We start from the raw sequence: 13,748 nt of genomic DNA on the forward strand, positions 1-13,748 counted from the left end.
ATCCCATGAACCAGCACGCCGACATCGCCCGCGACGCCGTTCGCCCGAAGTCGAAGTTCCGCCCGCCCGCCGTCCATCAGGTGCGCGTCGGGGGATTCTTCGGCCCGCGCATCGACACCGTCGCGACCGTCACCGCCCACACGCTGCTCGACCGCTGCATCGAAGCCGGCATGCTCGACCAGATCGATCCGGACCGGCCCAATCCCGGCATCCGCATCCCGTTCCAGAACAACAGCACCGTTTCCACACAGATGTTCTGGGACTCCGACTTCGGCAAGAGCATCGAGACGGCGGCCTATGCCCTGTTCCGCAAGCCCGACCCGGCCCTCGAAGCGCGCGTCGACGCGGTGATCGAGGCCTATGCGCGCCTCCAGGACGAGAACGGCTACCTCAATTCCTGGTACCAGCGCATCCAGCCCGGCAAGCGCTGGACCAACCTGCGCGACTGCCACGAGCTCTACGACGCGGGGCACCTGATCGAGGGCGCCGTCGCCTACTACCACGCCACCGGCAAGCGCCGGCTGATGGACATCATGGCGCGCTACGCCGACCACATCATCGACGTCTTCGGCACCGGCGAGGGCGAGATCCCCGGTTATTGCGGGCATCCCGAGGTGGAGCTCGCCCTCGTCCGGCTCGGCCGCGCGACCGGCGAGCAGCGTTACCTGGACCTGGCGAAGTTCTTCGTCGACCAGCGCGGCCGCGCGCCGCACTATTTCGACCGCGAGGCCGAGAAGCGGGGCGAGGGGCCGAAGGACTACTACTTCGGCAGCCACGAATACACGCAGAGCCACGAGCCGGTGCGCGACCAGCGCCGCGTCGTCGGCCACGCGGTGCGGGCCGCCTATCTCTATTCCGGCATGGCCGACGTCTCCACCGAGTTCGGCGACGAGACGCTCCAGCCGGCGCTGCGCTCGCTCTGGGAGCACCTCACCGACAAGAACCTCTACGTGACCGGCGGCTTCGGGCCCTCGCACTTCAACGAGGGCCTGACCTTCGACTACGACCTGCCCAACGAGACCGCCTATGCCGAGACCTGCGCGGCCGTGTCGCTGGTCTTCTGGGCGAGCCGGATGCTCGGCCCCGGGCCGGACCGCGCCTATGCCGACGTGATGGAGCGGGCGCTCTACAACGGCGCGCTTGCCGGGCTCTCGCTGGACGGGACGACCTTCTTCTACGAAAATCCGCTGGAAAGCCGCGGCGGCCACCATCGCTGGCGCTGGCACCGCTGCCCCTGCTGCCCGCCCAACATCGCCCGCCTCGTCGCCTCGGTCGGCACCTACATCTACGGCGAGGCCGAGAACGAGATCGCCGTCCACCTCTACTGCGAGAGCATCGCCGAGCTGGAGGCGGCGGGCATCAAGGTGCGGATCGCGCAGGAGACGCGCTACCCCGCCGACGGCGCGGTGCGCCTGACCGTCGACCTGGCCTCGCCGGCCGAGTTCGCCCTGCATCTGCGCCTGCCGGGCTGGTCGCCCGGCGTGTCGGTGCACGTCAACCGCGAGCCGGTGGATCTCGCGGCCGGCACGGCGAACGGCTACCTGACGCTGCGCCGCGTCTGGGCCGCGGGCGACGTCGTCGAGCTCGACATCGACATGCCGGTCGAGCGCCTGCGCGCCCACCCCAAGGTCGGCGCCGACCAGGGGCGCGTCGCGCTCCAGCGCGGGCCGCTCGTCTACTGCCTGGAGGAGGCCGACAACGGCGCCTTCCTGAACTCCGTGGTGCTGCGGCCGGGCAGCGCCTTCCGCTGCGAGCCGGCCGAGGACCTCGGCGGGGCGGTGGCGCTGGTCGCGGAGGCTTCGCGCGAGGCGGCCGACGCAGGAGGGCCGCTCTACCGGACCGAGGCCCCTTCGCGCGCCGCGGCTACCATCCTCGCCGTGCCCTACTATGCCTGGGACAACCGGGCGCCGGGCGAGATGCTGGTCTGGATCCGGCAGGAGGAGGGGGCGTGAGCGCGCCGGCGCGCCACCCGGCGGCCAGGGCGGGCGGGCTGGAGCTGCGGGGCGTGTCGAAGAGCTTCGGCGCCGTCGAGGTGCTGAAAAACATCGACCTCGACATCCGCCCGGGCGAGTTCGTGGTCTTCGTCGGGCCCTCCGGCTGCGGAAAGTCGACGCTGCTGCGCACCATCGCGGGGCTCGAGGAGGTGAGCGAGGGCGAGATCGCCATCGGCGGGCGCGACGTCACCGATGTCGACCCCTCGCGCCGCGGCATCGCGATGGTGTTCCAGTCCTACGCGCTCTACCCCCACATGACGGTGGCGGAGAACATGGGCTTCGGCCTGCGCATGGCCGGCCGCCCGAAGGCCGCGGTCGCGCGCGATGTCGGGGCGGCCGCCGAGATCCTGCACCTCCAGCCGCTTCTCGACCGCAAGCCCGGCCAGCTCTCCGGCGGCCAGCGCCAGCGCGTCGCCATCGGCCGGGCGATCGTGCGCGATCCGCAGGTGTTTCTGTTCGACGAGCCGCTCTCCAACCTCGACGCGGAGCTGCGCGTCGAGATGCGCATCGAGATCGCCAAGCTGCACCGCCGTCTCGGCAACACGATGATCTACGTCACCCACGACCAGACCGAGGCGATGACCCTCGCGGACCGGATCGTGGTCCTGCGCGCCGGCCGCGTCGAGCAGGTCGGCTCGCCCGCCGCGCTCTACGACGATCCCGACAACCTCTTCGTCGCGGGCTTCATCGGTTCTCCCAAGATGAACGTCCTCGACGCCCGCCTGGAGGGGGCAAGCCTCCTCGTCGGCGACAGCCGCCTGCCGGCGCCTGCGCTCGGCACCCGCGCCGGCCCGGGGCTCGACGTCAAGCTCGGCATCCGCCCCGAGCACCTGCGCCCGGCGCGCGAGAACGAGCCCGGCCTTCCCTTCACCGTCGACTTCGCCGAGTTCCTCGGCGGCACGACCTATCTCTATGGCCAATGCGGCCCGGATCTTTCGCTCGTGGTCGAGGCCGGCCGGGGCCCCGTGCCGGCCGCCGGCACGAGCCTCGCAATTGCCTGCGACCCGAGCGACATGCGCGTCTTCGACGCCTCGGGCAAGCGGCTGCGGTGACGGGTCGACGGCGCGCCGGAATGAAACCGCCGAGCTGCTTCAGTTTCCCCGCCGCTCCGCGAGACGAAAGAGGAGGCGAGGGGAGGGGGCAGGCCGCCAGCTTGACGGAAGCGTTCAAGCCCCGATGCCCGATCCCTTTCGCCTCGCGGCTCCCGTTCCGTCGAAGCCGCGCTCCCGACGGGAGGTCGCGACGCGATCGCGCCCTATCTCGTCCTCAGGTCGGTATCGGTGCGGAGAACCATCCTTGAGCATCCCGGACGAAGTCGAGAAGCTGTACGCGCTGGAGGTCGAGGCGGTGCCGGGCGAGCCGGAAGGATGGCACTGGCGCATCCGGAGCCGCGAGGCGGGAACCGTCGAGCGCGAGGGGCCGATGGCCTATGCCAGCGAGGCGGACGCCTTCGAGGCGGGCAAGGAAGCCCTGGAGAAGCACGCACGCTACAAGCTTCTCGGCACGCTCGACGACTGGACCTGAGCGCGGGGCGAAACGAAGTCTGCGTGACCGATCCGAGCGCCGGTTAGGCAATTCTTCACCGTCGACGACTAGCTTCAGCTCATCGGCAGCGACCGCGATGCAGCGGTCGAGGAGATGCATCCGCTCTGCCGATCGCGGCCAGGCCGCATGTCCCTACGTGTTACGTATCAGGGACTTCCCCAAACATGACCAGCGTGAACACCAACGCGGCCGCCCTTACGGCGCTGCGCACCCTCCAGCAGACCAACAATGCCATGGATGCGACCCAGAATCGCATCTCCACCGGCTACAAGATCGGCGAGGCCAAGGATAACGCGGCCTACTGGTCGATCTCCACGACCCTGAAGTCCGACAACAAGTCGCTCGCGACCGTCAAGGACGCGCTCGGCCTCGGCGCCGCCACCGTCGACGTCGCTTACGAAGCTCTGAACTCGACCAAGGACGTTCTGGACGAGCTCTCCGCCAAAATCACTTCGGCACGCCAGGAAGGCATCGACCGCACCAAGCTGCAGCAGGAGATCAAGGATCTCCAGAACCAGCTCAAGTCGATCGCCGGCGGCGCCTCGTTCTCGGGCGAGAACTGGCTCTCGGTCGACTCGTCCAACAACTCGACCTATAGCGCCTCCAAGGAGGTCGTCGCCTCCTTCTCGCGCTCGGCAAGCGGCTCGATCTCGATCGGTACTATCTCCGTCGACATCTCGGACGTGAAGCTCTTCGACGCCAACGCCAACGCCAACGGCATCCTCGACGGTCAGGTCTCTCTCGGCCTCGGCTTCGGCGGCAATGCGGCTTCCGGTCCGGCTCCGGCCAAGCAGGGCCTCGACACCGCCGTCTCGACGGCCGGCTTCTCGGTCGGCACCGTCAAGGCCGGTGAGGTCACCCTCGGCACCTGGAGCGCGACCGGCGCTGACGTCAACGACTCGCTGACCTTCAACATCGCCGTCGACGGTGGTGCGCCGGCTGCGGTTCGCGTCGCCCTGACCAACGTCGCCACGCGCGCTACGTTTGAAACCGACCTCAACAATGCGATCGATGCCGCCGTCGGCGCTGGCCGCGTCACGGCCACGATCGACCCCACGACAAACAAGATTAAGTTCACGTCGGACGCCACTGGCGCTGGTTCCTCCATTGCGGTCACCAGCCTTGCGGCCGTGGACGGTGACGGCGTGACCACCTCCAACCTCGGCATGGTCCCGAACGGCGGCTTCGGCACGTCCGCGGCGGCGACGACCGGCCCGGTCAACGCCCTCACGGCTACCGCCTCGCAGGATGTCGGCGACTCTCTGAAGTTCCGCTTCCAGTACGACGGCGAGACCTACGAGACGACCGTTGCTCTGACCAACGGCGGCGTTGCCGCCACCGCCGCCTTCGCCACCGATCTGAAGACCGCCATCGCGTCGGCGACGAAGATCAGCGACGGCACCATCCTCGGCGCCGGTAAGGTCAACGTCGTGGCCGATATCACGGGCGGTGCCGAGAAGCTGACCTTCTCGACCGTCGGCGAGGGTCCGAACAAGAACTTCGGCATCCTGTCGCAGACCTTCATCGATACCGACAACGACGGCACCCTCTCGACGCAGTCGCATCTCGGCGCCCACATCACTGCGGGCGTGGTGGCAGGCTCCGGTACCTCGAAGAACATCGACTTCACCTACGACGCCACCGGCTACGACGCCGGCGACCGCCTGCAGTTCGAAGTCACGCTCTACACGCCGGATGCGGTGACCGGCGCGCCGATCGCCAACAAGAAGACGGTGACGATCGCTTCGGCCGCCAACGTCACCGACATGAAGAACAACCTTCAGTCGGCCTTCGATACGGCCTATGGCGCCGGTAAGGTGACGGTTGCGAACCCAGCGGGTAACACGATCCGCTTCAACACGACGGCCCTGGGCTCCGGCGCGGGTATTGCCTTCGACAACTTCGTCTCGCTCGACGGCAACGGCGCCGTTAGCTCGACCGCCGGCTTCCTGACGGCGAACGTTTCGAACGCCGGCCGCGATGCTGTGGCGACTGCCACGAACGCGTCGGCCCTGGCCGGCTCGACCTTCTCCGGTCCGATGGTGTTCGATGACGGGGACGCGCTCACCTTCGATCTCGCGATCGACGGCGGCACGGCGACGAAGGTGACGATCAACAAGGCGACTGTCGACGCGGCCCTCGGCGGCTCCGCCGGCACCGTGTCCTCGGGCACCCAATTCGCCACCGTCGTCAACAAGGCTCTTCAGAATGCCGGCCTCGCCGCGGCGGTCACCGCCTCGGACGTCAGCGGCAACCTGAAGCTGACGAAGGCGACGGCCGGCGACGGCAGCCTGGCGATCTCGAACGTCGTCAACACGTCTGGCTCGAACACGGTCTCGGTCGTGGACATTGACCTCACCAGCGTCGCGTTCACCTCGCTGACGACCTCGCAGCAGAAGCAGGCGATCGAAGCCTACGTCAACATCGTTGACTCGGCCGCCAAGAGCGTAACGGCCGCCGCCGCCAAGCTCGGCTCCACGGCCAAGCGCATCGACCTCCAGAAGGAGTTCGCGCAGACGCTGATGGACACGATCGAGAAGGGCGTCGGCAACCTCGTGGACGCCGACATGTCGGAAGAGTCGACCAAGCTCCAGGCTCTGCAGGTCAAGCAGCAGCTCGGCGTGCAGGCGCTCTCGATCGCCAACCAGTCGGCCCAGCAGCTCCTCCGCCTCTTCCAGTAAGCGGCGAAGGCATTGCCGGTCGCATCCTCGCGGTGCGGCCGGAGCATCGGCACCCTCGGATCTCGCGATCCGGGGGTTTCTTCGTTTGACGGTTATCGCGTCAGCTCGCCGGCCCGCGCTCCGCCGATGCGGCGGGGGTGGATGGTGGCTTCGGCGCTCGCGGCGTCGCTCTCGGCGAGGGCCAGGACGTGGGCGTGGAGGGGCGACAAGGAGCAGGCGGGGTCGGTCTCGGTCGGGTCGCCCGTCAGGGCCATGGCCTGGCAGCGGCAGCCGCCGAAGTCGATGTCGCGCCGCTCGCAGCCGCGGCAGCGCTCGTTCATCCAGCCGGTGCCGCGATAGGCCTCGAAGGCGGGCGAGCGGTTCCAGATCTCGGTCAAGGGAAGCCGGGCGGCGTTGTCGAAGCGCAGGCCGGGGATCGAGGCCGCGGCGTGGCAGGGCATCGCCGTGCCGTCGGGCGTGATCATGAAGGCGTCGCGCGCCCAGCCGCCCATGCAGGCCTTGGGGAAGCTCGCATAATAGTCCGGCGCGACGAAGTCGATGGCGAGAACGCCGCGCAGCGCCGCGCGGGCGGCCTCCACGATCCCGATCTGCCGCTCCACCGCTTCGCGCGGCGGCATCAGCGCCGGCCGGTTCAGGAGCGCCCAGCCGTAATACTGGACATTGGCGATCTCCAGGCGCTCCGCCCCGAGCTCGAGCGCGAGGTCGATGAACAGCTCGACCTCCTCGATGTTGCGCCGGTGGATCGGCGCGTTGACGGTGAGGGGCAGGCCTGCCGCCCGCACGGCGCGCGCGGCGGCGAGCTTCTTCTCGTGGCTCCCGCGCAGGCGCCCGATCGCCTCCGTCGTTTCCGGGCGGGCGCCCTGGAACGAGATCTGCACGTGATCGAGCCCGGCCGCGGCCAGCCGCGCCGTCAGCGTCTCGTCGAGGCCGACGCCGGCGGTGATGAGGTTGGAATAGAGGCCGCGCGAGGCCAGCACGCCCACGAGCTCGGCGAGGTCGGGCCGCAGGATCGGCTCGCCGCCCGACAGGTGAACCTGGAGGATGCCGAGATCGGCCGCCTGCTCGAAGATCGATCGCCACTCGGCGGTGCCGAGCTCCTTGTCGGCCTTCAACAGTTCGAGCGGGTTCGAGCAGTAGGCGCATTGCAGCGTGCAGCGGTGGGTGAGCTCGGCGAGGATGCCGATCGGAAGGCCGGGTCCCGCCTCGCTCACAGCCGCACCACCATGCGATCGCTCCAGTCCTGCAGGAAGGCCAGCACGTCGGCCAGCACCTCGTCCTCGTCCGCCTCGTAGTCGAGGGCCAGTGATCTGGCGATCGCACCGGCCTCCGACCGGCCGTCGCAGCGGCGCAGAATCGCCAGGCTGATCTCGTCGGGCCAGAGCACCTTTTCCGGCGACAACAGCGCCCAGGCGCCGCGCCGCTCGTCGAAGTGCATGCGCACGTGGCGCGGCAGGGCCGGCCGCGACTGCGCGCCGGCGATCGGGCGCTGCGGCCGGGTCATCCCGCATCCTCGGGCACGAAGGCGCCGGGCGGAACGAAGCGCGGCTCGACATAGGCGAAATGCAGGGCGTCGAGCATGCTCCAAAGGATGTCGCACTTGGTGATCAGCGCGTCCACGACCTGCTGCTGCGTGTCCTGGGTGCGGGCATGCTCGCGCACGTAGGCGAGCGCCACGTCGACGTCGCGGGGCGCCTGGGTGAGGCGCGGGGTGAAGTAGCCGAGCGTGTCCGCGTCGATGTAGGGATACCGCTGCAGGATGGCCGAGACGCGCTCGCCGATGACCTGCGGCGAGAACATCTCCGTCAGCGAGGAGGCGATCGCCTCCAGAAGCGTGCGCTTCTCCACGAGCCGCAGATAGGCCAGAACGGCGAAGCGCGTCGCGGGCAGCGCCAGGCGCTGGGAGGCCACGACCTCGGCGTCGAGCCCCAGGCCCCTGGCCAGCTGGATCCAGCGCTCGATCCCGCCCGGCGAGGTCGCGTCGCCGTCATGGTCGACGATGCGCTCGCGCCAGGCGCGGCGCAGGGCACGGTCCTCGATGCGCGACAGGATGATCGCGTCCTTGGCCGGGATCGTCGCCTGGTAGCAGTAGCGGTTCAGCGCCCAGGCCTGCATCTGGCCGCGCGTCAGCGCGCCGTCCACCATCAAGCGGTGAAAGGGGTGCCTTATGTGGTAGCGCTCGGCGCCGACCTGGCGCAGCACGTCTTCGAGCTGCGGCGCTGAAAGCGTGCGGTCGAGGCGAAAGTCGGCGGTCACAGCGTGATCTCCATGCCGTCGAAGGCGACGACCCAGCCCGCCCGCTCGACCGTCCGGCGCTCGGGCGAGGCCTCGTCGAGGATGGGATTGGTGTTGTTGATGTGGACGAAGACGCGGCGCGCGACTTCGGCCCGCTCCAGGGCCCGCAGCGAACCGTCCTCGCCGCCGATCGGCAGGTGGCCCATGCGGCGGCCGGTCTTCGTGCCGACCCCGGCCGCGGCCATCTCGTCGTCGGCGAACACGGTTCCGTCGAACAGGAGGAGGTCGCCGCCCGCAATGCGGCGGAGGAAGTCGGCGTCGACGCGGGCGCAGCCCGGGACGTAGAAGGCCGAGCGCCCTTGCGCATCGGAGATGCGTGCGCCCACGGTGTCTTCCGGATCGGCCTCGAAATCCGTCTCGGCCCGGCCCGTTTCCAGAAACAGCGCCACCTTGCCGGGCACGGCGAAGAGCTCGGCCGTCAGCCCCGTCGGACCCTGTGGCCCTTCGATCGCGAAGGGCTGCCCGAGCTCGACGGACAGCCGCCGCACGACGGCTTCATCGAGGACGCGGAAGATCGGGTTGGCCGCCAGGACGGCGAGCACCCGCGCCGTGGCGTAGAGATGGAAGGGCTGACGCTCGCGCAGCGACAGGAGCCCGGCGAGGTGATCGACGTCGGCGTTGGTGAGCACGACGGCGCGGATCGGCGTCGAGCGCAGCGGCGCGTCGGGGGCGGGCTGGAGCTCGACAGTCTCGTTGATCTGCTGGCGGACGTCCGGCGAGGCGTTGAACAGCACCCATCCCGCATCCGCGCCGGACGTGGCGGCCAGGCTCGATTGAAGGCGGGGTCGCAGCTCGCCGGCGCGCGCGGCCCGGCTGAGCCGATAGTTGCAGTTCCATTGCGGGAAGCCGCCTCCCGCGGCCGATCCCAGGATCTTCAGTCGCACGTCGCGTCAAACCCCGAACAAGAAACGGCCCGCGGCACCGGCCGCGAGCCGTTGCCAAGCATAGACGCAAGAATTACTTGCGGCCGTCCTTGCGAACGGCGATCTCGGCTTCTGCGTAGCGCGTGATCTCGAAGCCGGCGGCGACTTGGCACATCTGCGGCTTCTTCCAGGTCTTGGTCATGCGTTCTCCCCTGTATCGTCGGTCGTAGACGGCGCCCGCCCCAGACTAGGGACAGTCGCGCCTCCTCGTCAACAACGCGAGGCCGGGCGGCGTTCCTGCCGATCGGCCGGAATGCCGATCGCCGCGCTCCCGAAGCCGGCAAACGAGCCTCGCCCCGCGAATCTCGGAACTGCGTCGCCAGCCCGGTCCGGAGGCGGCGGCCGTCTTCGAACGGTGTCCTCTTCGGCCTGGCCGACCCGCTTGCCGCAGGCGTCGTAGACCGCGCTCTTCGCCATGACGGTTTCGTTCAAGGAGTAAGTTTCGCCGAAGTCGGTGGTCGCAGAAGCGTAGTCTCGTTGAGAAGCGCGTCCCGCGGCCGGCCTTTGAACATCTCAGGCAATCCGCTCTGCCGCATCAAGGTGAAATAAATTTCAGTAAATGATTTTTCCATCGGAGCAGTTGACGGGTGGGAGCAGCCACGGGTAGAACTCGTCTTGCAAGATTTATCGATAAGCGAATTTTCTTGCAGAGAGTCCGTGGGAGCGGGCTCGGGGGACGGATTTCTTCGGGAGGACGATATGAAGACGCTCATGCTGGCCGCATCCGGCCTGGCGATGGCCTTGTCGTTGACGGTGGCAGGCACCGCCGCGGCGCAGAGCAAGTTCCAGTGCAAGCCCGACGAGACCTACGTGATGAACGTCATGGTCTCGGCGCACCCCTACTGGATCCCGGTCTATCAGGGCTTCAAGCAGGCGGCCGAGGCGATGGGCTGCCAGGCCGTGTTTTCGGGAACGCCGGACTACGACATCGCCAAGCAGATCGCATCGTTCGAGCAGGACCTGATCAAGAGGCCGGCCGGCATCCTCCTGCATCCCATGCAGGCCGATCCGTTCATCGACCCGATCAACCGCGCCGTCGACAACGGCACGAGCGTCGTCACCTTCGCGGCCGACTCCCCGAACTCCAAGCGCGTCTCCTACATCACCTCGGACAACCTGGCGGAGGCGAAGTTCGCCGCCGAGGAGATCGTCCGCCAGGTCGGCGACAGCGCCGAGTACGCGGTTCTGGAGAATCCCGGCCAGAGCAACCACGACCTGCGCGTCACCGCTCTGATCGACTACATGGAGAAGACCTATCCGAACATGAAGCTGGTCGGGCGCCAGGCGTCCAACCAGGATGCCACCGTCGCCAACCGCGCGGTCGCCTCGATGCTTCAGGCCAATCCCAACCTCAAGGCCCTCTGGATCCCGGAGGCCGGGTCGGCCGAAGGCGCGGTCGCGGCGGTTCTCGAAGCGAACGCGGATGTGCTGATCATGCACGCCGACATCACGCCGGCGACGCTGGAGCAGATCAAGGCCGGCAACATCCACATGGCGCTGAACCCGAACCAGGGCATGCAGGGCTATCTCGGCTTCGTCGCCACCTTCATGGCGGCCCATCCCGATCTCATCGACCCGTTCAACGACTACAAGACCTCCGGCGCCAACCCGATGGCGATCCCCTTCGCCGACAATGGCTTCGCGGTGATCACCAAGGAGAACGCCGACTCCTTCGACCTCAACAAGTACATGGAAGGCCGCGATCCGAACTAGGCTCGGGCGACGCCGCATCCGCGCCCCTCGCGGCGCGGATGCCAAAGGTTTCCCTTTCTCGCGAAGAGCCAGGCCGTGGACAAACCCGTTCTCCTGAAAGTCTCCAACCTTGCGAAGTCGTTCGGACCGGTTCGCGCCCTTCGGGACGCCCAGTTCGAACTGCGGGCCGGGGAGATCCACGCCCTGGCCGGCGAGAACGGCGCGGGCAAGTCGACGCTGATGAACATCATCGACGGCATCCTCCAGCCCGACAGCGGTGAAATCTGCCTCGACGGCCGGCCCGTCGTGATCGGTTCGCCGCTGGAGGCCCAGCGGATGGGCATCGGCTTCGTCCACCAGGAGATCGCCCTCTGCCCGGACGTCTCGGTCGCCGAGAACATCTTCATGTCGGTGACGAACAGCAGCCGGTCGCTCCTGATGAACTATCGCGCCCTGGAGCGGCGCGCCGACGCGATCATCCGGCGGCTCGGCGACATCGACCCCGCGACGATGGTGCGCGACCTGTCGATCTCCCAGCAGCAGCTGGTCGAGATCGCCAAGGCCCTGACGCTCGACTGCCGCATCCTGATCTTCGACGAGCCCACCGCCGCGCTGACCGAGCGCGAGGCCGACCGGCTGTTCGTCATCATCCGCAGCCTCGCGGCGGAGGGCATCGGCATCATCTATATCTCGCACCGGATGGCCGAAATCTTCCAGAACTGCGACCGCGTGACCGTCATGCGCGACGGCCGCTACGTCAGGACGCTCGACGTCGCGGAAACCACGCCCGAAGAGGTCGTGGCCTCGATGGTCGGGCGCGTGCTCGACAGCCTCTACCCTGACAAGCTCACCGACGACGAACGCTCAAGCGAGGTGGTGCTCGCGGTCGAGAACCTCAGCGAGGCGAGTGCCTTCCACGATGTCAGCTTCGAGCTGCGGAAGGGCGAGATTCTCGGGATCGGCGGGCTGATCGGCGCCGGACGCAGCGAGATCGTCAAGGGCATCTGCCGGCTCGAAGGGCAGGTCACGGGGCAGGTGAGCCTGCATGGCCGGCCGCTCCGGCTGAAGACCTACGCCGACAGCATCGCGGCGGGGATCGTCTACCTTTCGGAGGACCGCAAGGGCGACGGGCTGTTCCTCGATCTGTCGGTCGCCGCCAACGTCTCGGCGCTCGCCGTGGAGCGCGTCGGCACGCGCTTCGGTCTCGTCAGCGAGCGCCGCGAGCGCGGCCAGGCCGAGGAGCTCGGCCGCAAGCTCGCGCTGAAATGCGGCAATGTTTCCGACCCCGTCTCGACGCTGTCGGGCGGCAACCAGCAGAAGGTCGCGATCGCCAAGATGCTATCGGTCGGGCCGAAGGTCATCATCCTGGACGAGCCGACGCGGGGCGTCGATGTCGGGGCCAAGGCCGAGATCCACCGCATCCTGCGCGAACTCGCGCGAAGCGGCGTCGGCATCCTCGTCATCTCGTCGGAGCTGCCGGAGCTGATCGGCCTGTGCGACCGCGTGCTGGTCGTGCGCGAGGGGCGGATCGCGGGAGAGGTCACCGGGGACCGGATGACCGAGGAGAACATCATGGTGCTGGCGTCGCTGGCCGACGAGCAGGAGAGGGCGGCATGAGGACGCAGAGAGTGGCAGAGGCGCCGGCGGGAATAAGCGAGACGGCCGGGCAGGGCATTCGGATCGGCCATCTCCTGAAGATGCGCGAGACGGGACTGATCCTCATCATCGCGCTCCTGTTCCTCGTGATGTCCTTCGCTTCGCCCTACTTCCTGACCTGGGACAACATGCGCGCGATGGCCATGGCCTTCGCCGTGGAGGGTATCGTCGTCGTCGGCATGACCGTCCTCCTGATCTCGGGCGGCATCGATCTGTCCGTCGGCTCGGTGACGGCGCTGGCCATGGTGATCGCCGGCCTCCTGTTTCTTTCGGGCGTCGATCCCTGGCTCGCCTCCGCGGCGGCCATCGCGGCGAGCGCGGCCATCGGTGCGGCCATGGGCTTCTTCGTCACGAAGGTCGGCCTCCACCACTTCATCGTGTCGCTGGCCGTGATGGTGATCGCGCGCGGCTTCTGTCTCTTGGGCACCGGCGGGCGGCCGATCGGGCTCTTCACGCTGCCGCCCGAGTTCAAGTTCATCGGGCAGGGCGCGGTCGCCGGCATCCCGGTCGTCATCATCATCTTCGTCGTCTTCGTGGCCGTGTCCGACTTCGTGCTGCGCCGCACGACGGCCTTCCGCAAGGTCTTCTACACCGGCAGCAACGAAAAGGCGGCGGCCTATTCCGGCATCCGCACCAAGAAGGTCGTGTTCCTGACGACGACCCTCTGCTCGGCTCTGTGCGGCGTCGCCGGCGTCATCTACATGGCCCGCTTCGGCTCGGCCCAGCCCACCTTCGGCGTCGGCATGGAGCTGAACGTCATCGCCGCGGCGGTGATCGGCGGGGCGAGCCTCAAGGGCGGCTCGGGCACGATCCTCGGCGCGATCCTCGGAACGATCCTGCTCTCGGTGGTTTCCTCCTCGCTCGCCCTCCTCAACGTTTCGGTCTACTGGCAGGACATCATCCGCGGCTCCATTCTTCTCACCGCCGTCACCGCGGATCTGTACTTCAACAAGCGCCGGGGCTGA

At 68.2% G+C, this 13,748-nt stretch carries 12 protein-coding genes; 7 read left to right on the plus strand and 5 right to left on the minus strand.

The window, feature by feature from the left end; translation table 11 throughout:
* Nucleotides 1-5 precede the first annotated feature (5 nt).
* The 4 genes from FZN60_RS24130 (at nucleotide 6) to FZN60_RS28700 (ending at nucleotide 6,220) form a co-directional block, all read left to right on the plus strand.
* Nucleotides 6-1,952 carry a glycoside hydrolase family 127 protein gene (locus FZN60_RS24130; RefSeq protein ID WP_158876074.1) on the plus strand — a complete coding sequence of 649 codons (1,947 nt, stop codon included), beginning with the start codon at nucleotides 6-8 and terminating at the stop codon, nucleotides 1,950-1,952.
* Nucleotides 1,949-3,046 (plus strand): ABC transporter ATP-binding protein, encoded by a 1,098-nt coding sequence (locus FZN60_RS24135; protein WP_158876075.1) that lies wholly within the window; start codon nucleotides 1,949-1,951, stop codon nucleotides 3,044-3,046. The genes FZN60_RS24130 and FZN60_RS24135 overlap by 4 nt, the downstream gene beginning before the upstream one ends.
* A 244-nt stretch (nucleotides 3,047-3,290) precedes the next feature.
* Nucleotides 3,291-3,518, plus strand: a complete 228-nt coding sequence (locus FZN60_RS24140) for a hypothetical protein (RefSeq protein WP_158876076.1) — start codon at nucleotides 3,291-3,293, stop codon at nucleotides 3,516-3,518.
* Between the two features lie 185 nt (nucleotides 3,519-3,703).
* A complete protein-coding gene (locus FZN60_RS28700; RefSeq protein ID WP_199266640.1) occupies nucleotides 3,704-6,220 on the plus strand; it encodes a flagellin N-terminal helical domain-containing protein in 2,517 nt (838 codons plus the stop codon).
* Nucleotides 6,221-6,312: 92 nt separating this feature from the next.
* Here the strand turns inward: FZN60_RS28700 and pqqE are convergent, their stop codons facing one another.
* The 5 genes from pqqE to pqqA all read right to left on the minus strand — a co-directional run bounded on the left by pqqE (nucleotide 6,313) and on the right by pqqA (nucleotide 9,577).
* On the minus strand, nucleotides 6,313-7,431 hold the full coding sequence (pqqE, locus tag FZN60_RS24155; RefSeq protein WP_246727136.1) for a pyrroloquinoline quinone biosynthesis protein PqqE: 1,119 nt from the start codon (nucleotides 7,429-7,431) through the stop codon (nucleotides 6,313-6,315).
* Complete coding sequence (gene pqqD / locus FZN60_RS29065; protein ID WP_246727138.1) at nucleotides 7,428-7,721, minus strand: pyrroloquinoline quinone biosynthesis peptide chaperone PqqD; 294 nt, start codon at nucleotides 7,719-7,721, stop codon at nucleotides 7,428-7,430. Before pqqD ends, pqqE begins: the two co-directional genes overlap by 4 nt.
* Nucleotides 7,718-8,473, minus strand: coding sequence for a pyrroloquinoline-quinone synthase PqqC (gene pqqC / locus FZN60_RS24160; RefSeq protein ID WP_158876078.1), 756 nt, complete (start codon nucleotides 8,471-8,473; stop codon nucleotides 7,718-7,720). The genes pqqD and pqqC overlap by 4 nt, the downstream gene beginning before the upstream one ends.
* Complete coding sequence (pqqB, locus tag FZN60_RS24165; RefSeq protein WP_158876079.1) at nucleotides 8,470-9,396, minus strand: pyrroloquinoline quinone biosynthesis protein PqqB; 927 nt, start codon at nucleotides 9,394-9,396, stop codon at nucleotides 8,470-8,472. The genes pqqC and pqqB overlap by 4 nt, the downstream gene beginning before the upstream one ends.
* A gap of 73 nt (nucleotides 9,397-9,469) precedes the next feature.
* Complete coding sequence (gene pqqA / locus FZN60_RS29460) at nucleotides 9,470-9,577, minus strand: pyrroloquinoline quinone precursor peptide PqqA (protein ID WP_422570069.1); 108 nt, start codon at nucleotides 9,575-9,577, stop codon at nucleotides 9,470-9,472.
* A 557-nt stretch (nucleotides 9,578-10,134) separates the two neighbouring features.
* Here pqqA and FZN60_RS24170 point away from each other — a divergent pair.
* The 3 genes from FZN60_RS24170 (at nucleotide 10,135) to FZN60_RS24180 (ending at nucleotide 13,748) form a co-directional block, all read left to right on the plus strand.
* Nucleotides 10,135-11,148 carry a substrate-binding domain-containing protein gene (locus FZN60_RS24170; RefSeq protein ID WP_158876080.1) on the plus strand — a complete coding sequence of 338 codons (1,014 nt, stop codon included), beginning with the start codon at nucleotides 10,135-10,137 and terminating at the stop codon, nucleotides 11,146-11,148.
* Nucleotides 11,149-11,223: 75 nt separating this feature from the next.
* On the plus strand, nucleotides 11,224-12,744 hold the full coding sequence (locus tag FZN60_RS24175; protein WP_158876081.1) for a sugar ABC transporter ATP-binding protein: 1,521 nt from the start codon (nucleotides 11,224-11,226) through the stop codon (nucleotides 12,742-12,744).
* A gap of 80 nt (nucleotides 12,745-12,824) precedes the next feature.
* Nucleotides 12,825-13,748: an ABC transporter permease gene (locus FZN60_RS24180; RefSeq protein WP_246727145.1), complete on the plus strand. Its 924-nt coding sequence runs from the start codon at nucleotides 12,825-12,827 to the stop codon at nucleotides 13,746-13,748.

Origin of the sequence: Antarcticirhabdus aurantiaca (assembly GCF_009765365.1) — a bacterium.
GTDB classification, from domain to species: Bacteria; Pseudomonadota; Alphaproteobacteria; order Rhizobiales; family Rhizobiaceae; genus Antarcticirhabdus; species Antarcticirhabdus aurantiaca.